This is a genomic window from Aeromonas sp. 600948 (assembly GCF_049174875.1).
Lineage (GTDB): Bacteria > Pseudomonadota > Gammaproteobacteria > Enterobacterales > Aeromonadaceae > Aeromonas > Aeromonas veronii_A.
The window spans coordinates 1-20,254 of the sequence record NZ_JAAKTY010000014.1 but is presented as its reverse complement, the minus strand read 5'-3'; the positions used below and the strand labels follow the sequence as shown (position 1 = coordinate 20,254).

General features: G+C 62.0%; 13 protein-coding genes. 3 read left to right on the top strand and 10 right to left on the bottom strand.

Translation table 11 applies throughout. From position 1 onward, the window contains the following. Nucleotides 1-93 precede the first annotated feature (93 nt). From G5182_RS12975 to G5182_RS12950, 6 genes are all read right to left on the bottom strand, one after another. Nucleotides 94-963, bottom strand: coding sequence for a hypothetical protein (locus G5182_RS12975; protein ID WP_227340855.1), 870 nt, complete (start codon nucleotides 961-963; stop codon nucleotides 94-96). Next, nucleotides 960-4,949 carry an amino acid adenylation domain-containing protein gene (locus G5182_RS12970; protein WP_421254432.1) on the bottom strand — a complete coding sequence of 1,330 codons (3,990 nt, stop codon included), beginning with the start codon at nucleotides 4,947-4,949 and terminating at the stop codon, nucleotides 960-962. Before G5182_RS12970 ends, G5182_RS12975 begins: the two co-directional genes overlap by 4 nt. Before the next feature lie 126 nt (nucleotides 4,950-5,075). Then, a complete protein-coding gene (gene dhbA / locus G5182_RS12965) occupies nucleotides 5,076-5,843 on the bottom strand; it encodes a 2,3-dihydro-2,3-dihydroxybenzoate dehydrogenase (protein ID WP_227340857.1) in 768 nt (255 codons plus the stop codon). Next, nucleotides 5,840-6,772 carry an isochorismatase family protein gene (locus G5182_RS12960; RefSeq protein WP_227340858.1) on the bottom strand — a complete coding sequence of 311 codons (933 nt, stop codon included), beginning with the start codon at nucleotides 6,770-6,772 and terminating at the stop codon, nucleotides 5,840-5,842. Before G5182_RS12960 ends, dhbA begins: the two co-directional genes overlap by 4 nt. Then, a complete protein-coding gene (locus tag G5182_RS12955) occupies nucleotides 6,769-8,415 on the bottom strand; it encodes a (2,3-dihydroxybenzoyl)adenylate synthase (RefSeq protein ID WP_421254431.1) in 1,647 nt (548 codons plus the stop codon). Before G5182_RS12955 ends, G5182_RS12960 begins: the two co-directional genes overlap by 4 nt. After that, nucleotides 8,412-9,560 (bottom strand): isochorismate synthase, encoded by a 1,149-nt coding sequence (locus tag G5182_RS12950; protein WP_216979091.1) that lies wholly within the window; start codon nucleotides 9,558-9,560, stop codon nucleotides 8,412-8,414. Before G5182_RS12950 ends, G5182_RS12955 begins: the two co-directional genes overlap by 4 nt. A gap of 266 nt (nucleotides 9,561-9,826) precedes the next feature. Between G5182_RS12950 and G5182_RS12945 the strand changes: the two genes are divergently transcribed. Beyond that, on the top strand, nucleotides 9,827-11,779 hold the full coding sequence (locus G5182_RS12945) for a TonB-dependent receptor domain-containing protein (protein ID WP_421254430.1): 1,953 nt from the start codon (nucleotides 9,827-9,829) through the stop codon (nucleotides 11,777-11,779). Nucleotides 11,780-11,904: 125 nt separating this feature from the next. Then, nucleotides 11,905-12,969: a 3-deoxy-7-phosphoheptulonate synthase gene (locus tag G5182_RS12940; RefSeq protein WP_421231555.1), complete on the top strand. Its 1,065-nt coding sequence runs from the start codon at nucleotides 11,905-11,907 to the stop codon at nucleotides 12,967-12,969. Nucleotides 12,970-13,046: 77 nt separating this feature from the next. On the opposite strand, the gene G5182_RS12935 is transcribed toward G5182_RS12940, so the two are convergent. The 3 genes from G5182_RS12935 to G5182_RS12925 all read right to left on the bottom strand — a co-directional run bounded on the left by G5182_RS12935 (nucleotide 13,047) and on the right by G5182_RS12925 (nucleotide 18,728). Continuing rightward, a complete protein-coding gene (locus tag G5182_RS12935; RefSeq protein ID WP_164537168.1) occupies nucleotides 13,047-14,045 on the bottom strand; it encodes a LacI family DNA-binding transcriptional regulator in 999 nt (332 codons plus the stop codon). A gap of 177 nt (nucleotides 14,046-14,222) precedes the next feature. Next, on the bottom strand, nucleotides 14,223-16,124 hold the full coding sequence (locus tag G5182_RS12930) for a transglycosylase SLT domain-containing protein (protein WP_058058058.1): 1,902 nt from the start codon (nucleotides 16,122-16,124) through the stop codon (nucleotides 14,223-14,225). A gap of 99 nt (nucleotides 16,125-16,223) precedes the next feature. Further along, complete coding sequence (locus tag G5182_RS12925) at nucleotides 16,224-18,728, bottom strand: putative bifunctional diguanylate cyclase/phosphodiesterase (RefSeq protein ID WP_199415888.1); 2,505 nt, start codon at nucleotides 18,726-18,728, stop codon at nucleotides 16,224-16,226. Nucleotides 18,729-19,096: 368 nt separating this feature from the next. Between G5182_RS12925 and hpf the strand changes: the two genes are divergently transcribed. Continuing rightward, nucleotides 19,097-19,435: a ribosome hibernation-promoting factor, HPF/YfiA family gene (gene hpf, locus G5182_RS12920; RefSeq protein ID WP_005334257.1), complete on the top strand. Its 339-nt coding sequence runs from the start codon at nucleotides 19,097-19,099 to the stop codon at nucleotides 19,433-19,435. 111 nt (nucleotides 19,436-19,546) lie between these two features. Here hpf and G5182_RS12915 read toward each other — a convergent pair whose 3' ends face one another. Beyond that, nucleotides 19,547-20,056 (bottom strand): VC2046/SO_2500 family protein, encoded by a 510-nt coding sequence (locus G5182_RS12915; RefSeq protein ID WP_216977409.1) that lies wholly within the window; start codon nucleotides 20,054-20,056, stop codon nucleotides 19,547-19,549. Nucleotides 20,057-20,254: the final 198 nt, after the last annotated feature.

Sequence of the window (20,254 nt, the reverse complement as noted above, 5' to 3'; positions counted from 1 at the left end):
TTTGCAGCACTGAACGCAGGATGCCAAATGTGAAAAAGGGGAGCCTTGCTCCCCCATTGAGTTACTTCAGTCAGCCGTTACTCCAACCAGCAGTTACGCCAACCACTGTTGCAGTTGGCGGGCCATGCCAACTGGCAGCAAGTGAGCGCGACTCAGCAAGTGGCTGCACCAGGGCTCGGCCAGCAAGGTCGGGCAAATTCGCATCTCCCGTCCCCGGTCAGCCACGCGCACCAACCTGTCGATAAGAGTCTCCAGCGGCGGATGCGTCGGCCAGTGGGGATAGAGGTCGGCAGTCGCGATCCCGGCCAGCTCGCACACTCGCTCCTCTTTCTCATCTCCCTTTCCATCAGCCATTGGCCAGGGGTGAAGCACCTGCAGCCAACCCGGCCGAGCGGCCTCCAGCAACTGGCCCAGCGTCGGCTGCGCAAAGTGGGGATCCCCTGCGACTTTGAGCAGATGGCGCGCCCCCGCCAGCACCACCACGCCGCGGGCGGGAAGTGCAAGAAGATCGTCGGCCAGCGCCTGATCCCGCCCACTGTTGTGTTGCTGCCATCGCTCCGGACTCATCTCCTGCCACTCGAATGAAGGCTCGCAGAGATGCACCCGCAGCCGCACATGTTCGGGGCGCGCCAGATTGCTCTGGCGCAGAGCGGAAAAGAGAGCCGGAAACTCGGGGGCCATCCAGGCGGGAAAGGCGCAGGAGTCAAGCCAGACCGGATAGAGCCGTGCCAGCGTCAGCGGCTCACCCTGCCAGCTCTCCTGCCCCGTCAGCCAGGCATCGAGCAAGCCCTGATGGCGGCGGTTGCCGCACTCCAGCACCAGATCGGTCATGACTCCCCAGAGCGCCGGATCGCAGAGCCAGGCGTGCTGGCGCCGGATAAAATCTGGGTGCCAATGCGGTTCCCCCAGCCCCACCAGTTTGCCCGCCAACAAAGCTTCCCGGATGGCGGCAACCGGGGTCATTCGTCCCCCTCCTGCCGGATGTGCGGTTGTTGCCCGACCCCATCGACCCGCTCACAAATAAGGGCGCCGATCTTCGCCAGCCAGTCGGGATGCACCATCTCCTGATGCAGACAGGGGAAGCGCTCATAGCGGATCTCCCCTTTTGTCAGCGACTCCCAACCGCGTCCATCCAGCCAGGGCTGGCGGGAGGCTGACGCCTCGATAAAGATCACCTCCCCGTGGTAGCAGTAGTCGACCGGCTGACGGATTAGCCGGTTGTTGTGGCCCACCAGCTCAATCATGGCGCTCACCACCTGCTCGTCGAGCATGGCCAACGCACTCCCCTCTGCCCCCAGCCGGGCCACCACCTCGTCACGAGTAAGGGAATCGAGCGCATCGTCCGCAACCGCAATGCCTCCCATCCGCAGCAGCGCATCGAGCATCCGCTGCTCGTCGGGCAACGGCTGGGTTTGCCACTGCTGACAGGGGTAGGCATCGAGCAGCAGCACCATGGCCACCTCTTGTCCCTGCTCTTGCAGCATGGCGGCCATCCGGTGCACCAGCATGCCCCCGAGGGACCAGCCGAGCAGCCAGTAGGGTCCCTCGCTCTGTTGACGACGCAGCTCGGTCACATAATCGAGCGCCAGCTCGTCGAAACTGGCGGGCAGCGGCGCATCCGGTTGGCAGAGCGCCCGCGCCTGCAGGGCATAGACCGCCATGTCGGTCGGCAGATGGGGCACCAGTGGCGCATAACACCAGCCGAGCCCCCCTGCGGGGTGGACGCAAAAGAGGGTGGGGCACGATGTGCCAGACTGCGTACCATGCGCCCGCAGGGGCAACAGCATGGGCATGGCCTCCCGCTCACCGCCAAGACGGCGCGCCAGCTGGGCGGGGCTAGGTGCTTCGAACAGGCTGGCCAGAGTGAGAGTCTGTCCGGTCGACTCTTCAATGCGCACCACCAGCTGTGCCGCCAGCAGGGAGTGGCCGCCGAGGGCAAAGAAGTTATCGTCGGCGCCGACCCGCGCCAGCCCCAGTACCTCGGCGAAGAGGCGACAGAGACGCTCCTCCAGCAGGGTTTTCGGCAGCGACTGACCGACCGCCGACGCCATATCGGGCAGCGGCAGCCCCTTGCGATCCAGCTTGCCATTGGGGGTAAGCGGCAGCTTGGCCAGGTTTACCAGGAGCCCCGGTACCATGTAGTCGGGCAACGCCGCGCCAAGGGCGGGTGCCAGCTCGGCCAGCGTCAGCTCTCTGCTATCTGCGGTCACCACATAGGCCACCAGACGGCGATCGCCGGGGGCAAATTCAGGGGCCAGCACCACCGCCTGCGCCACCCGGGGATGGCGCAGCAGCACCTGCTCGATCTCCTCCAGTTCGATGCGCTGGCCACGGATCTTCACCTGAAAATCGAGGCGCCCCAGATACTCGATGGCGCCATCCTCGCGCCAGGCGGCCAGATCGCCGCTGCGATAGAGCCGTCCCGCTCCGAAGGGGTTGGCAATAAAGCGCTCGGCGGTGAGCTCGGGCTGGCCAAAGTAGCCCTCTGCCACCTGCACGCCGCCGATCCAGAGCTCGCCTGCCACCCCGGGGGGCACCGGCTGCAACCAGGGGTCGAGAATGTGGATGCTGGTATTCCAGACCGGATAGCCGATGGGCACGCTGGTCACCGCCTCGTCTGCCCGGCAGGGATACCAGGTGACATCCACCGCCGCCTCGGTCGGGCCATAGAGGTTGTGCAGGGGGGCTGAGAATATCCCATACCAGCGCTGCACCAGATCCGCGGGCAGCGCCTCGCCGGAGCAAAATACCTGCCGCAGGGCGCGGCAACGAGCAGGCTCGGCCTGAGTGACAAAAATCTGCAGCATGGAGGGGACAAAGTGCAAGGTGGTGATCCCGGCCTGCTCAATCAGCTCGGCAAGGTAGGCGGGATCCTTGTGGCCGCCCGGTTTGGCGAGCACCAGCCGCGCCCCGGTCATAAAGGGCCAGAAAAACTCCCAGATGGAGACATCGAAACCGGCCGGGGTCTTTTGCAGCACCCGATCCGCCGGGCCGATGGGATACATGTGCTGCATCCAGAGCAGTCGGTTGACGATGGCGCCATGGCTCACCACCACCCCTTTGGGCCGACCGGTCGAGCCGGAGGTGTAGATGATGTAGGCCGCATCTTCCGGCTTGGGGGCTGGCAGCTCACAAGGTGCTATCGCCGCCACGTCTAGCGTCGCCAGCTGCTCTGCCACACCGGGGGCATCGAGGCAGACAAGTGGCGCGACCACATCGAGCGGCATCCGCAAGGTGCGACTGGTCAGCACCAGCGCAGGATCGCTGCTGGCGAGAATGTAGCCAATCCGCTCCGCCGGATAGTCCGGATCAACGGGTACATAGACGGCCCCCGCCGCCATGATAGCCTGCTGGGCGAGAATAAGCTCGGGAGAGCGCGGGATCACCACCGCCACCCGGCAACCGGGGCCCACGCCCCTCCCCGCCAGATAGCTGGCCAGCTGGCGGGTACGCTGGCGCAGCTCGGCCACACTCCAGCGCTCGGCGCCACACTCCAGCGCGATGACGCTCTGATCTGCCGCCGCCAGCCCCTCGGCCAGTAGTGCGCTCAGGGTGGTGGTCGGCAACGGATGGTCGGTTTGGTTCCAGCGCGCCAGCTCAACCTGCTCACAGGGCAGCAACAGCGGCAAGCGCACCGCCAGGGCCTCATCATCCGCCTCACTCCAGGCCGCCAGATAGGCTACTAGCCGGGCCAGATGACGTTCGCTCTCCTGTTGGCTGAAGCGCCCCTGATGTGCTTCTAGGGTCAGGGTCATCGCGCCTGCCTCCTCGGCAAAATAGAAGGCGCACTCCTCCACCGGCCCCGCCGCCAGCACCTGCACCTCGCCACGAACCTGGTTGTGTCCTTCACCAACGCTGAGGGTACGGGCAAAGGGCATCAGATTGACCTGAGGGCCAAACAGCGGCTGGCCCGGCTGACGCTGTTGCAACCACTCCTGACGGCAGCCCTGATGACGACGCAGGGCGGCAAATTGCCGCTCGACCTGTGCCTGCAACTCCCCTACCCGGCTGGTGCCGCTCAGCTCGATGCGCAGGGGCACCACATTGACCTTCATGCAAGGGGTATCGGCCGCCGCTGAGCCCAGCCGCCCCATCAGCGGAATACCCAGCACCACCTCGCCAGCGCCGCTCATTCGCTGCACATAGCTGGCCACTGCCGCCAGCAGCAAGCTGTAGGGGTGACAGGCCGAGCGACTCGCCCGCTCTACCAGTGCCTGCCACTGGCGGCCAGCCAGCCGCTGCTCAAGACGATATGTGGGGCCCGGCCCTTGCGCCGAGCGGCGGGAGAGCGACGCAGGATTCTCCACCCCAGCTAGCTGTTGGGTGAAGAAATCGCGATCCCGCGCGGCGCGCGGCGAATCCTGATAGGCCACCTCCTCGGCCAGCAGCTGCTGCTGGGTCGCATAACGGCAGGGGGCTGGCTGCTCGCCGGCACAGAGCGCCTCATACCAATTTGCCACCCGCTGGCAGAGCAGGCTCAGGCCAAAGCCGTCGATGGCGATATGGTGCACGGCGATAAACCAGGCCCACCGCCCCTCGCCAAGGCGATAGAGGGTGGTGGCAAACAGCGGCCCCTCGGCCAGATTGAAGGGGGCGGCCAACTGCGCACGCATCTCGGCCTGCGCGGCCGCAAGCGGGTCGGCTTCGCTACGCAGATCCCGCTCTGCCAGCTGCCAGCAAGCGGGGTTGGCCACCATCTGCGGGCCATCGGCAGTAGCCACAAATGCGCAGTGCAGACCGGGGATCTCGTCGATAGTCTGGCGCACCGCGCGGGTGAAGTGATGGGGAGCCAGCGCCCCCTCCAGCAGCCAGTACTCGCCGGTATTGCAGGCGGGGCTCTGCGGATATTTTTGCTGGGCAAACCATATGCCCGCCTGAGCGGTGGTAAGCGACCAGCGCGGCGGCTCCCCACGCTGATGGGTGGCGCGCATCGCCATTGTCTGTTCCATGGAAATGTCCTTGCGCAAACATCGAGCGGGCAGTGAGTTGCTCCTGCCCGCATGGCTGAAAAGCGAGGAGGCCAGGCCTCCTCCATAAAGTAGAGTGTCACACCTGCCAGATCGGCTGCGCGCGGGCTAGACCCCCAGAGTGGCACCGCCATCAACCACCAGATCCTGCAGGGTGATATGGCTGGCGGCATCGGAGGCGAGAAACAGCACGCTGGCGGCAACCTCGTCGGGGGTCCCAAGTTTGCCAAGGGGGATCCCCAGCTTGAACTGCCCGGGCAGACCCGCGATGGTACGCAGCTCTCCTTCCTGCTGCGCCGCCTCCCCCTCCTGCCACATGCCGTACAGCATGGGGGTACGGGTCGAGCCCGGCGACACCAGATTGCAGCGCACCCCATAGGGGGCAAGCTCCAACCCAGCCGTTTGGGTGAGGCTGGTCAGCGCCGCCTTGGAGGCGCCATAGATGCCCATCCCCACTCGCGGTACCCGACCGGCATTGGAAGAGACATTGACGATGGCGCCCCTGCGCCGTCCCTGAAACCAGGGGGTCAGAGCCCGCATCAGGTAGAAAGGAGCGAAGGTGTTGATGGCGAAGGTGCGCTGCAAGAGGGCGTCATCTACCTCATCGATCCTGCCGGTCGCCAGTACGCCGGCGACATTGACCAGCACATCGGGTCCCAGCCCCTCGTCCAGCAGCTGTTCGCAGCAGCGGGTCACGGCCTCGCTGTCGCTGACATCGATTACCACTCCCTTCACGTTGCCGGGCAGCGCCTCGACCAGTTGCAAATCGAACGCCACCACGCTGGCTCCCACCTCGGCAAAGGTACGTGCCACCGCATGGCCAATTCCCTGTGCCGCACCGGTTACCCAGACGGTTCTGCCTTGCCACTCGCTCATGGGGTGCACTCCGGTTCGCTGACGTGATCTTCGTTGACCTGATAAGCCGTGGCCTGACTGACATTAAGCTGACGGGAGAGGAGCCCCCACCAGTGAGCCAGGGTCGGCGTGCGGGCCAGCTCGGCCAGCTCCACCACCAGCCCCTGCTGACGCCACTCTTCCACCAGCCCCATCACCGCCAGCGAGTCGAGACCGTAGTCGAGCAAGTTGTCATCCTCGGTGGGCTGCTCCTGCTGCATCTCGGCGGGCAGCCGCACCAACACCTGAGCACGTAGCGACTCCCGAGTCAGGGGGCGTTTGCTGGCCGCCATCACCTCGGCCACGGTAATCACCCGACCCGCATTGCGGCTGACGTAGGAGAGCGCCAACAGATGATCCTCGCGGGAGAAGTCGGCGATGGCATCTGCCACCAGGAAGGGGCGGATATCGCGCATAAAAGCATCGACCGCCGTCTGCATCACCCCGATATGGCCGTAGATGCCGCAGATCACCAGCTGATCTCGCCCCCATTCGGCCATCAGCTCTGCCAGCGGCGAGCGGCAAAAAGCGCTGTAGCGCCACTTGGTCAGCACCGTATCCTGCGGCTCGGGTGCCAGCGCCGGAACGATGGGTTGACGCTCCGGCGCCCGGGTCAGCCCCGGCCCCCACATGTCATTGAGCAGCGCCCGATCTGCCTGACTCTGTTCGGCGGGCTGGGCGGTATAGACCACTGGCATGCCGAGAGCACGCGCCTGACGGATCAGGGTGGCGATATGGTCGATGACCTGATTGATCAGCGGATTGTCTGGCCCGTAGAAATCGACGAAATAGTACTGCATATCGTGGACCAGCAAGGCGGCCCGGCCCGGTTCGAAGGGCCAGTTCACCCGCCCGGTGGGCAGCTCCTCTGCGATAGGCAGCGGATAGGCGGCGAGGGATTGAATGGTCATGCACACTCCTTGGCGAGCTGCTCGCGCAGCCTCTGTTTGTCTATCTTGCCGACCGGGGTGTGGGGCAGTTGCTCCACCAGCACCAGGCGATCGGGCAGTTTGTAATCGGCCACCCCCTGCTCGCGCAGGAAACGGCGCAAGCGGGGCAGATTGAGGGGCTCGCGGCACATCAGAAAGGCGCAGCTGCGCTCCCCGAGCATGGGATCGGGCATGGCAACCAGTACCGCCTGCCGCACCTCCGGGTGGGTCAGCAACAGCTCTTCAATCTCGAGGGCGTCGATCTTCTCCCCACCCCGGTTGATCTGATCCTTGTTGCGCCCCACCACCATCAGATGACCGCCGGGCAAGCGGCAGACCAGATCGCCGGTGCAGTAGAAACCGTCCCGATCAAAAGCCCGCTGATTGTGGGCACCAGCCTTGAAGTAGCCGCGAAAGGTGTAGGGGCCACGCGTCCAGAGCTCGCCGCACTCGCCATCTGGCAAGGGGCGTCCGTCGCTGCCCCGCACCTCGACCTCGTCGCCCGGACTCATCGGGCGGCCCTGGGTATTGACGATGTGCCACTGGTTATCCTCGATGCGGGTGTAGTTGACCAGCCCCTCGGCCATGCCGAACACCTGCTGCAAACGGCAACCAAGGCGGCTCGCCACCGCCTCGGCGTGAGCCGGGCTGAGGCGCGCACCTCCCACCTGCACACACTCCAGAGAGGTCTGCGAATAGTGGCTGGCCGCCTCCAGCCAGAGCGCCAGAGCCGGTGGCACCAATGCCGCCCAGTTGACCTGATGGCGCTGCACCAGCGGCAGACAGGTTGCTGCAGAGGGATCCTTTGCCAGCACCACGCAGCCACCGGCATAAAACACTCCGAGTGCGCCGGGGGAGCTCAGGGGAAAGTTGTGGGGCGCTGGCAGAGCGCATAGATAGATCACCCGCTCATCCCAACCGCACACCGCTACGCTCTGGCGCACGCTGTAGCCATAGTCATCGTGGGTACGGGGGATCAGTTTGGGAGTGCCGGTGCTGCCGCCGGAGAGCTGGAAAAAGGCGACCTGATCGGCCGGAGTAGGAGTCGGCGCAGTGGCCGTCAGGGGCGAACCATCAGCACGAGCCACGGTTTCAGGCTGAAGCCATGCAAATCCTGACAGAAGATCGGAGCCTTCAGCCTGCTCGAACAGCAGTGTCTGGCAGGGGGGATATACCAGCTCATCAAGGGCCGCGAGGCTCCCCGCTTCACCGGCAAAGCCGGGATGGGAGGGGCTGAGTACCAGCAAGGCGGGCTCAATCTGGCGGGCAAAGGCCACCAGCTCGCGCCGCTGATGGCTGTAGAGGGCATGCACCGCCACTACGCCGCAGCGGATCAGGGCAAACCAGCAGATATAGAACTCGGCGCAGTTGGGCAACTGCACCAGCGCGGTATCGCCGTGGCCCAGCCCGCGCGCCGCCAGCCGCGCCGCCAGCGCATCAACCTCACGCTTTAACCGGCCATAACTGAGGGTGCGCTCGCCACAGATCAGGGCCGTGCGCTCGGGATACCGTTCTGCAGATTCATCGAGCAGGGCGATGAGCGGTTGTCCGCGCCACCACCCTTGTGCCCGGTAGTGGGCTGCCAGCTCGGCGGGCCAGGGGGTAAAGGGCACCAGCGGCTTCATGCGGTTACCTCCGGCTCCCGGCTTTCGAGGCCGAAGGCACGCAACATGGTGCCGAGCTTGGCGGCGGTCTCCTGCCACTCCGCTTCCGGCGAAGAGCCCACCACCACCCCGGCGCCAGCATAGAGCCGCAGCTGTCTGCCGGCAAGCACGCCACAGCGAATGGTGACTACCCACTCGCCATTGCCGTCGGCATCCATCCAACCAACGGCGCCGCAGTAGAAGCGGCGATCGTACCCCTCAAGCCGGGCGATGGCCTGACGCGCTGCCGAGAGCGGCGTGCCGCACACCGCCGGTGTCGGGTGCAGTGCCAGCGCCAGAGCCAGCACGGGAGAGGGTTCATGGAGCCGTCCGGCGATGCGGGTCGAGAGGTGCCACATGGTAGGAGTGGCGATCACCTGCGGCTCCAGAGGGACGTCCAGCTCGCGGCAGAAGGGAGCGAGGGCCGCAGCGACTGCATCGGCCACCAGCGCATGTTCATAGCGATCCTTCTGCGCCCCCAGCAGTTCGGCACTGGCCGCCTGTTGATCGGAAAACGCGTGGCGCGGACGGGAGCCCGCCAGCGGATTGCTCACCACCGCCATCTCGCTGCGCGATACCAGCAGCTCGGGGCTCGCACCAAGCAGGGTCTCCCCCTCCGGCAGCGGGATCTGGAACACATAGGCGCCCGGATTCTGGGCCAACAGAGAGCCATAGGCGTGTGCGGGGGAGGTCTGCTCTGCGCTCTGCACATCGATGGCGCGCGACAGCACCACCTTCTCGAGCTGCCCCTCGCTGAACTGCTGCAGTGCCGCCCGCACCGCTCCCTGATAGTGGGCAGCGCCGGTCACTTCACTCACCTCACCACGAAGCTGACAACAGCGGGCGGGCAACAGCGCATCCCTTGCGACCCACTGCGATTGCGCCGAGATCACCAGATGCCAGGGGGATTGGGTATCAAAAGGGATGGCGCCGATGGCGATGGGATTGTCCATCCCCTGCTGGCGCAACTGACGCAGATGGGCGAGCAGCTTCTCCGGCGGGATGCCGGTAAAACTGTCGTGGATACCGGAGGCGACCAGTACCCTGTCACCGCTGGCAAAACAGCACACTTTATCCAGCCCGACCGCTGTGGCGGGCCACTCTCCTTCCAGTGCATGGTCACACATGACGGTGCTACTCCTTGGAATGAATCACTGCCTGACACGACTTAAGGTGAGTCATTTGACTCACCAGATATCAGAGTGAACGGCATCCTAACAAGGAGCGAAAAAACGATCAATACAAATGAGAATCAATTTCATTAACTTCTTTTTAGTCAAAAGCGGGTGACGAACGAAACTGAACTTCGCCGATAAAAAAGAGTTGCGATCGGAGCAAATTCAATTTGATAATGATAACGCTTATCATTTGTATGTTATGGAAGATGTAAATAATGAAATCCTCAACCTCCCGTTTTATTGCTCCCAGCCTGCTGGCCACCACCATCGTCACTCTGCTGACCCAGCAAGCGATCGCCGCCAGCAACCCCCCTCAAGCCGATGAGGTGATCACCGTCACCACCACGGCGCACAATACTCGATCGGCACCCGCCTCTATCTCTGTCATCACGGCCGAACAGATCGCCGCCGCGCCAGTCAATGACCTTGCAGATCTGCTGCGCCACGAAGTGGGCATTCAGGCTGAAGCTGACACCAATGGCCGCAGCGATATCGGCATTCGCGGCATGTCCGGCAAGTACACCCTGGTGCTGGTGGATGGCAAACGCCTCTCCTCCTCCAATGCCCTGTGGCGCGGCGGCAACTTCGACAACACCCCGGTGCCCCTCGGCATGATCCAGCGGGTCGAGGTGATCCGCGGCCCCATGTCAGCACTTTACGGCTCCGATGCCATCGGCGGTGTCATTAACATCATCACCAAGCAGCCGGGCAAAACCTGGCAAGGGGCAGCCGATGCCGACTTCAAAGCCATCGAGGGCAAGGATGGCGGCGATCAGCACAGAACCAACCTGGGCTTTACCGGCCCGCTGACCGACAACCTGCTGATCCGGATGAACGGCGAGGTGTATGACCGTCAAGCCTGGACCCCCACCGAAGCGGCCGATGGCATTCCGCTCATCGAAGCCAAGCAGACCCGCAACTTTGCCTCCACCCTGAGCTGGCTGGTGGATGAGCAGCAGCGCTTCGAGTTTGACTATCTCTACAACCAGGATGAGCGCCCCCTCGATATCTTCCGCAAGACCGGCAACAAGGTGCACAGCCGCCAGCAGCAGAACGATCGCAACCTGTTTGGCCTGACTCACAAGGGGAACTGGAGCTGGGGTGACACCACCGTCATGGCCAACTATGAAAGCTCCCAGATCGATGATTTCAATACCAGCTACTCGGCCCCGCAGCATCGCGAACTGGAGGAGAACACCTTCACCCTCAAGGGCTACACCAACCTGGCGCTGGCCAACCACTACCTGACCCTGGGTGGTGAATATCTGGATCGGGAGCTGGTGGATGCGGTGAGCTACAAGGATATCGGCGGTAAAGAGAGTCACTCCCAAGAGGCACTGTTTGCTCAGGACGAGATCGGCCTGACCGACAGCCTGACCCTGACTCTGGGCGGCCGTTACGATCACCACGAGATCTACGGCAGTCACTTCACCCCGCGCGGCTATCTGGTGTACGAGCTGAACGATGTGGTGACCGTCAAAGGCGGTGTCAGCCAGGCCTTCAAGGCGCCGGCACCGCACCAGTACTCCAATGGCTACAGCATCGAGAGCTGCGGCGGCAGTTGCCGCATCTATGGCAGCGACAAGGTCAAGCCGGAAACCAGCACCAACTACGAGCTGGGCGTCATCGCAGGGCAAGGGATCTGGGAGACCAGCGCCACCCTTTTCTACTCCGATATCGACGACATGCTCACCTTCAAACAGCTGCCGAACTCCACTGACCGCACCTGGTACAACCTGGAGAAAGCCACCACCAAGGGGCTGGAACTGACCGGCAAGCTCAATCTGACCGACGATATCAACCTCGGCGCCAACTACACCTACCTCAAGGCTGAAGGCGATCAGGGCCAGGCTCTGCCCGAGCGGCCTGAGCACAAGGCCAATGCCAAGATCACCTGGCAGGCCACCGAGCGGGTCAATGCCTTTGTCGGCACCACCTACACCGGCACCCAGTTTGCCGAGCAGACCGTCAACAAGGTTGTCGTACTGCACAAGCTGCCCAGCTATCAGACCTTCGATCTCGGCACCGGCTTCAAGGTCACCGAGAACTTTGACCTGCGACTGGGGATCAACAACCTGACCGACGTGCGCCTGCAAGAGAAAGACACCGTCTTCCAGAACGTCGAACCGGGTCGCAGTTACTACGTCAGCGGCTCAGCCCGCTTCTAAGGTAGCCAAGACTGATATAACAGAGCGCGGGCCCATGCCCGCGCTCTGTTAACCAAGAGAATAAGGGGAAGATCCCCACTGGACAGCAAAGAGCATGCAGATTTCCATTTTCATCAGGATCGCTCATGTTCACCTCACTTCTGAATGCTTCACCCCTTGCCACCCTGCCCACCCCTGACGAGATGTTAAAGGCCAGACCCTGTCCGGCACGGCTCGCTCGCCAAATCGCACACAGCCGCCAGCAAGCCCGCCATATTCTGCAGGGAGAGGACGACCGCCTGCTGCTGGTGATCGGCCCCTGCTCCATTCACGATCCGGCCGCCGCCCGCGACTATGGTGGCCAGCTCGCTGAACTGCAGGGCCAATACGGGGAGCAGCTGCAACTGGTGATGCGCACCTATTTCGAAAAGCCGCGCACGACGCTCGGCTGGAAAGGATTTATCTTCGATCCCGACCTCGATGGCAGCGATCAACTTGAAAAGGGACTATGCCACGCTCGGGAGTTACTGCTTGCACTTGGACAGGAAGGGCTCGCCTGTGCCACCGAATTTCTCGATCTCACCAGCATGCTCTATCTGGGGGATCTCATCAGCTGGGGTGCCATTGGCGCTCGCACCACCGAATCCCAGCTCCACCGCCAGCTGGCCTCGGCCCTTCCCTGCCCCATCGGCTTTAAAAACGGCACCGATGGCAATATCCGGATCGCAGTCGAGGCGATCCTCGCCAGCCGGGCGGCCCACCTCTATACCCAGCCTTCCGGTGATGGCCAGCTGGCACTGGTGCGCAGCCATGGCAACCCCGACTGCCACCTGATCCTGCGCGGTGGCCGCCAGCCAAACTATCAGAGCAGTCATGTGGCAGAGGCTGGCGAGCTGCTGCGCCAGCATCATCTCTCCCCTCGCCTGATGATCGATTGCAGCCACGGCAACAGCCAGAAACAACATGCCCGCCAGCTGCTGGTTGCCCGTGACATTGCCGACCAGCTGGGTGCTGGTAGCCATGCCATCGCCGCCATCATGGTGGAAAGTTCTATCTGTGAAGGGCGTCAGGATATCGGCAGCAAACCGCTGCGCTACGGCCTGTCGATCACCGATAGCTGCATCGGCTGGGAACAGACAAGGCAACTGCTCGATATGGTGGCAGAAGGGGTGGAGGCGCGCCGCCAGCAGCGGATCGCCCTGGCAGGATAAATGGCGGATTATTCAGATAACGCAGAAAACAGTGTGGCCCCGATGGGGCCACACTGTTGTTCACTGTTTGACGCACGTCAGGCGACTGACTCACGCTCCACCAGCTGGGCTTCAAACTTGAGCGCCAGGCCGTCTACCGGCTTGTGATCGAGCAGGCGCAGCGCCAGTTCAGCAGCGCGGCTGCCCATCTCCTCGATGGGGTAGCGCACTGTGGTGAGCTTGGGATAGATGTAGCGGGCGTAGGGGATATCGTCGAACCCCACCACCGACACCTGCTGCGGGATCTTGTAACCCCGCTCCAGCAGGCAAGAGATCGCCCCCGCCACCATGCCGTCGTTGAAACCGAGCACGGCCGTGAACTCGACACCACGGGCCAGCAGTTCACTCATCGCCACATAGCCGCCATTTTCGTCGGCAAAGGCGCGGCTGACGAGTGCAGGATCAAAGGCGATCCCGGCTCTGGCCAGGGTCTGGGTGTAACCGGCCATCCGCTGCTGACCATCTACAAACTCTTCATCATCGGAGGTGATAAAGGCGATGTTGCGATGACCGGCATCCAACAAGTGCTGGCACGCGGTGGTGATCCCCGCCTGGTTATCGAGCCAGACGCAGCGATCCTCAAAGCCCGGCACCTGACGGTTGATAAACACGATGGGGGTAGAGCCTGCCGCCAGCTCGCTCAGCTCCTCGTCCGGAAGCGCCTTGCTGTGGAGGATCAGCGCATCGCACTGGCGCTGCAGCAGCGCCTGAATGGCGTGACGCTCGCGGGCGATATCATGGTTGCCAGACATGACGATGGTGAACTTGTTGGCCTGATCGACCATGGCTTCGATGCCACGCATCATCTGGGCAAAGAAGGGGCCGCCGCAGAGGTCGCCAACCAGCACGCCAATGCAGTTGGAACGCTTGCTGACCAGTGCCTGGGCAAAACTGTTGGGTCGAAAATTCAGTTCCTTCATGGCCGCCAGTACGGCCTCACGCTTTTCCGGTGCTACCTGTGCCGTGTTGTTGATAACCCGCGACACGGTGGAGATAGACACATTTGCCAGCTGAGAAACGTCTTTAATCGTTGCCACTATCCATTCCTTTATTGTGGGGGAACCTGTCGATGCCGACGCCCGAGTATACCCTGCGGCCTGATGCAATTCCCGGAGCCAGGTCACCAGGCATGTTTCCTTTGGTAACAAAACCTTACCCGATGATACCCGGCAGCAGGGAAATTTGAAAACAGGGGCCGGCTGGCGGCCCCCGACTCAATAAGCGTGATTGAGCTCCCGCTCTGACATGAAGCGCAGCGGCTGCTGCAGCTTGTGCTGATAAATGAGATCGAACGACAACACGTTTTGTACGTAGTTGCGGGTCTCCTTGTAGGGAATACTCTCGACCCACACGTCCATCGGCTTGTTGTCACTCTGCTCTCGCCAGCGTTTTACCCGTCCCGGCCCGGCGTTGTAGGCGGCCGCCGCCAGGATCCGGTTGCCGTCATAGACATCCAGCAAGCGCTTGAGATAAGCGCTCCCCAGACGAATATTCATCGTCGGATCAAACAGTTGCTGCTCGTTGCGATAGGGCACCCCCAGCTTGCCGGCAGTCTCTTTGGCAGTAGCAGGCATCAGTTGCATCAGACCGCGCGCCCCCACCGGCGACTGGGCCAGCGGATAGAGGGCACTCTCCTGACGGGAGATGGCATAGAGCAAACTGGTGTTCATGGTGCGCTCTTGCGCCATCTGGGAGAAGGTGCGTTTGAGCGGCAGCGGGAAGCGCAGGTCGAGAGCATCCCACGCTTCGGCGCGAATGCTGGCGAGAATGGCCAGCTCGTGCCACCCCTGATTGAGGGCGATATGACCAAACTCGATGCGCTGGGCCACCGGATTGCGATCCATGTTGTGGATCCACTCCGAGCGGGCCGCCGCAATCTCGTTCATCGAGAGCAATTCGCGCACCCGCAACAGGAAGGGCCAGCGCTGGCTGGCCGTGCGCCAGTCCGGTACATGCTTGACGCTCTGGTTCTTGATGCGATAGGGCACGCCGGTGCGCTGGGCGGCCATAAAGCCGTAGAAACCGCGCAGGTTGGCGGTCTCCAGATAGAGATCCCGCGCCGGTTTTTGCTGCCCCTGCACCTCAAGGGAGCGCGCCATCCAGTAGCGCCAGCGATCCTCTTTCTGACGGGCCATCGGCATCATCTTCACCCAGCCGGAGAGGCCACGCCAATCCTGCTCCCAGATGGCCAGTCGCGCCCGCAGCTCGGTAATGTCGGGATCCGCCAGCTTTTTCACCGTGCTGTCGACCCAGCTGCGCTGGGCTATGGAGCGATCCAGCAGCAGGCGGCGGGCAATGGCACGCTCTACCGGTTTCACCTCGGCCTGGGTCAGGCCGAAACGGCTGCGAAACAGCGCAAGCTGGCGCAGCACCGACTCCGGCTCCTGATTGGCATAGCGGGTCAAACCGAGGGAGAGCAGCTTACGGGAGTAGGGATTGCTGCTGAAATAGGCCGGGTTCATCGCCTTGGCAGGCTGCTCGAACAGGGTCACCATCTGATCGCCATAGCTCTGCAAGCCACTACCCAGGGTCGCGCCAAGGTGGCGGATCAGGTTGGGGTTTTCCGCCTCGAACGCCAGCGTCATCCGCTGCCAGATCTTCTCCTGGGTTCGCTGACCGGATGCCTGCCACAGCTGGAACAGCGGGGAGCAGGCATCGGGACGGGATTGACCGCTCATCCAGATCTTGCCCGCCCCCTGCAACGCCTCTTTCTGCTTGCCGGTGTAATAGAGCGCCTGATAGTGCATGCAGAGCAGATCGGTGGAGCTCGGCTTGGCCGGATAGAAGCGCAGGAACTGCGACCACTGCTGGCTCTGGGCCAGATAGGTCAGATAGCTGCGCTCCAGCCGGTTGGACTGGGGGGTATCTCCATGCTGGCGGATAAAGCGGGTCACATCGTTGTAATCCGCCGCCCCCGGACGAAAGGCGAGCTGATAGTAATCGAGGTAAGGGAGCAGGGGGTAATGGGTCAACCGGGCACGAATTTGCTGGAAACGGGCCTGATCATTGGCCCGTACGGCGTCATACGCCTGACGGTAGAGCGTCTGGTCGGCAGTCTGCGCCATCAGGGTCGGCACGAACAGCGCCGACAAAACAATTCCCCATACAGCTTTCACTGAGCATCTCCATTGAGGGCAATACACCGCCCGGTGGCGGTGGGTCTACTGCCTCTCATTCTACCCGTTGCCGGGCAGCGCTACAGCGGGGAGCAAGGACTATTTTTCTGCCTCGCTCAGCTGCATTTCACGCAGTTGCTCCGGTCTGGTCAGCCGCTGTACATATTTCTCCAGATAGGGCACCGGCAGCGGCTTGGAGGCGAGATAGCCCTGATAGAAACTGCACCCCTGCGCCTTGAGAAACTCCAGTTGCTGGCGGGATTCCACCCCTTCCGCCGTGACGTTGAACCCCATATGGCGCGCCATGGCGATCACCGCCTCGACGATGGCCATGTTGTCGCCATCTTTCGGGATGTCCTGAATGAAGGAGCGGTCGATCTTGAGCTCATCGGCAGGCAGCCGCTTGAGGTAGCTCAGGGAGGAGTAACCGGCGCCAAAATCGTCGATGGCAAAGCTGATGCCGAGCTCCTTGAGCTCGGTCATCTTGCTGATGGTGTCCTCGGCATGACCCAGCACCACGGACTCGGTGATCTCCAGATTGAGGCAGGCCGGATCCATGCCGGTTTGCGCCAACACATCGTGGATCCGCTCGACAAAATCGGTGGCATGGAACTGCTTGGCACTAACGTTGACCGAGATCTGCGGAATGTGGATGCCGTTTTCCTCCCACAGCACATACTGGGCGCACGCCTCGTGCAGCACCCAGTTGCCGATATCGACAATCAGGTCCGTCTCCTCGGCGATGGGGATAAATTCGGCCGGCGAGACCAGCGAGCGACCGGCTGGCTGCCAGCGGATCAGCGCCTCGACACCAATGATATCGCCGCCATCGACCATATGCTGGGGCTGATAGTAGAGGGTCAGCTCTTGCTGGCTGAGGGCGTTGCGCAATTCGTTGTGAATGAGCAAACGGCGATCCGCCTGCTGCTGCATCGAGGCATCGAAGAAGCGACGGGTCTTGCGGCCAGCGGACTTGGCCTGATACATGGCGGTATCCGCCTGCTTGAGCAGGTCATCGACCCCCTGCTCCCGATCCGGAAACAGGGTAATGCCAACGCTGGCGCCGATGTGCAGCACTTGCCCCACATAGGTATAAGGAGCGGCAATCTCGGTGATGAGCCGCTCGGCAATGATATCGGCCTGCATCTCCGCCTGGGGCGGGCTGGCCGAGAGCGATGGCAACAGCAACACAAACTCGTCACCGCCGAGGCGGGCCAGGCAATCTCCTTGCCGCACCAACCGTTTGAGACGGGCGGCGACCTCCTTGAGCAGCCAGTCACCGGTGGCGTGGCCGAGGGAGTCGTTGATGGTCTTGAAGTGGTCGAGATCGATAAAGAGCAGCGCGCCAATCAGACCGTCGCGGGTCGCCTCGTTGAAGGTCTGCACCAGGGTCTCGTGGAGCTGACGGCGATTGGGCAATCCGGTCAGCTCGTCGTAATAGGCGAGATCCTGGATGCGCCGCTCGGCCGCCTTGCGCTCGGAGATATCCTCGAAGCAGATGACAAAGTGGCTGATCACCCCCTTCTCATCCTGCACCGGCGTCACTATCTCCCACTGGGGATAGGTGTGACCATCGACATGGCGACGCTGGGTCTCCCCCTGCCAGCGGCTGAGGGTGTTGAGCTCGTAACCGAGCCCTCCCAGATTTGGCCAGAGATCCTCTTCCAGATGCAGGCCCAGCACCGACTGGCTGTCAAAGCCGGTGATCTGGCTGAAGGCGTTGTTGACCCGCAGGATCTTGAACCCCGGATCCGTGATGATGATCCCTTCGTGGGTCTCGAATGCGACGGCAGAGAGGCGCATCTGGGCATCGGATTGCAGGCGCTCCAGCTCGGCCACCATCCGTACCGAGAAGGTATTGAGCACCGAGGTGAGATTGCTGGTATCTGCCGGGGCCGAATAGAGCAGCGCCAGATGGCCCAGAAGTTGGCCTCTGGCATCAAACAGCGGCTGACCATAATAAGTCTGCCCGGCCGCCAGCCAGGGTTGATACTCCTGCGACTCGTCGATCACCTCGAAACAGATGGCCCCTTGCTTGTAGAGCTCCTGACAGGGGGAGCCCGCCAGCGGGTAGTCTTTAAGCGACAACCCATCGGCAGCCAGCACTTTGACCCGGTCGGCACCGCACAACTCCCCCACCCAGACCGCATCCACCTTGAGAATATGAGCCAGCTGGCTGACCAGGGTATTGAAGAAATCGAGCCCGGTGCGGGCAGAGAGCGCCTGCGCCAACTGGGTGAGCAGGGTGGTTTGCAGCAACGGCAAAGAGAGGTTGAGAGAGGAGACCGCACTGTTGGCGGTATCAAGAGGGGCCAGCCAGCCACAGCAGATCTGCTGGGTAGGCACAAACTGACCGCTCCAGAGCACATGGTTGAGCTGCCCCTGATCATCTTTCAGATGACCAATAAACTGTTCAGGCAGATGTGATTCATGAAGCCGGACGAGAAAGTCGGCAAAGCCTGCCTCATCTTCCGGTAACAGGCGAGCGGCCCAAGGATGATTGCCCTCCCCTTGCCACTGCTGGTAGGCCCCCTGATCAGAGAGACTCCACTGATCATGTTGCCGATCGAAAAACCACATGACTTGCGTGGCCTGCTGCTTCATTTACCACTCCAACACAACAACCAACCACGTTTGATGTCCAATCAGGCATAGCAACGCCCCCTGCATCCGCTCATCAGATCAGAGGTTGCGAGGGAAGAGTACAAACATGCGATATCAAGCAGTGGAAACCGGACATGAGGTCGACACGAAGTGCTGCCAAGAAGGGACAGAAACGATCCTATTCCTGTCATACTGCCTGCCAGTTTCATGGAGCTCAAGCTGTTTTTGGCACGAAACCGGAAAAGATCACAATTTATAAGTTGCTGAATAGCCAAGGGAAGGTTATGTGACACGGCTCACATTTCAATCTTTGCCAATGAGTAATCTGAAGGTGAAGACACAAGCAAGACGACCCGAAGGGGGCCAATATGAAAATCGAAATTACCAGCAAAATCATCGACATCACCCCGGCTATCCGCGAGCGCATCGAATCCCGTTTTGAAAAGCTCGAACGTCTTCAGGTGCCTCTCATCACACCCCATGTGATTGTTTCCAAAGAGCGTCTGATGTTCACTGTCGAAGCCAGTGCTGGCATCCCCAACGGCAAACTGTTTGCCCAAGCAGAGCATGAGGATCTCTACGCCGCCATCAACGAACTGGGGCAAAAACTGGAGCGCCAACTCAACCGTCACACCGAAAAGCCGATTGCCCGTCGTGCCAATGCAGCGCTCAAAGAGCAGCCGCAACCGGATGAAGCTGACGCTTGATAGCATGCCGCAAGGCTAAAAATTCCAAAGAGCATAAAGGCGGGGTTACCCGCCTTTTTGTTGCCTGTGATTTTCCGACAAGCATCGCGTTACACCAGTGAACAGGCGCCATCAACTAAGCCAGTGCAACCGGGTATCCACCCCCTCTTGCAAACGATCGAGGATCGGCAGCAATACCAGCGGATCCTCCTGCCTCGGCACATCGGCCAGCTTTCCTTGCAACCGCTCCCGCGCCAGCGGTGACAGGTTGTCGTAGACAGCCTCATCCAGCAAGGATTGCTTGACCGCCAGCGGCGGCGTTTGCAGCGCCAGCCAGAGCCGCACATCCACCATGCTTCCCCCCTGTTGCAACCGCTCATTGATGGCACTGCAGTCACTCCCAGCCCCTTCAGCCACCAGCACCTCTGCCGGTCTCAGGTCAAAGTGCATACGCCAGTCACGGCTCTGGGAAGTGGCCGCCGGTTTGGCATCAAACCAGGGCTGCTCCTCCACCGCGTCGGTCAGCAGGGCCAGATGCAACCGGAAATCCGCCCGATCGCCATGTTGCAGGTCACGGTTGAGGCGCTGCCCCAACTGGCCCTCATCGACGAGCAGGTGATTACGGATTGAACTGGGCAGCATGAGATAACTCTCGAAAATGGCGATTTCACTGGTTATCGGCCACAAATCCAATTCTTTTAATGGAAAAATCCTGCTTGGGGGTTCACAAAACCGGAAGATCTGTTAGTATGCGCCTCGCACTTGTGGAGGGGTTCCCGAGCGGCCAAAGGGATCAGACTGTAAATCTGACGGCTCTGCCTTCGAAGGTTCGAATCCTTC

Coding starts and splice junctions, on each gene's coding strand:
- G5182_RS12975 (WP_227340855.1), bottom strand. CDS start 963: ATGACCCCGGTTGCCGCCATCCGGGAAGCTTTGTTGGCGGGCAAACTG.
- G5182_RS12970 (WP_421254432.1), bottom strand. CDS start 4,949: ATGGAACAGACAATGGCGATGCGCGCCACCCATCAGCGTGGGGAGCCG.
- dhbA (WP_227340857.1), bottom strand. CDS start 5,843: ATGAGCGAGTGGCAAGGCAGAACCGTCTGGGTAACCGGTGCGGCACAG.
- G5182_RS12960 (WP_227340858.1), bottom strand. CDS start 6,772: ATGACCATTCAATCCCTCGCCGCCTATCCGCTGCCTATCGCAGAGGAG.
- G5182_RS12955 (WP_421254431.1), bottom strand. CDS start 8,415: ATGAAGCCGCTGGTGCCCTTTACCCCCTGGCCCGCCGAGCTGGCAGCC.
- G5182_RS12950 (WP_216979091.1), bottom strand. CDS start 9,560: ATGTGTGACCATGCACTGGAAGGAGAGTGGCCCGCCACAGCGGTCGGG.
- G5182_RS12945 (WP_421254430.1), top strand. CDS start 9,827: ATGAAATCCTCAACCTCCCGTTTTATTGCTCCCAGCCTGCTGGCCACC.
- G5182_RS12940 (WP_421231555.1), top strand. CDS start 11,905: ATGTTCACCTCACTTCTGAATGCTTCACCCCTTGCCACCCTGCCCACC.
- G5182_RS12925 (WP_199415888.1), bottom strand. CDS start 18,728: ATGAAGCAGCAGGCCACGCAAGTCATGTGGTTTTTCGATCGGCAACAT.
- hpf (WP_005334257.1), top strand. CDS start 19,097: ATGAAAATCGAAATTACCAGCAAAATCATCGACATCACCCCGGCTATC.
- G5182_RS12915 (WP_216977409.1), bottom strand. CDS start 20,056: ATGCTGCCCAGTTCAATCCGTAATCACCTGCTCGTCGATGAGGGCCAG.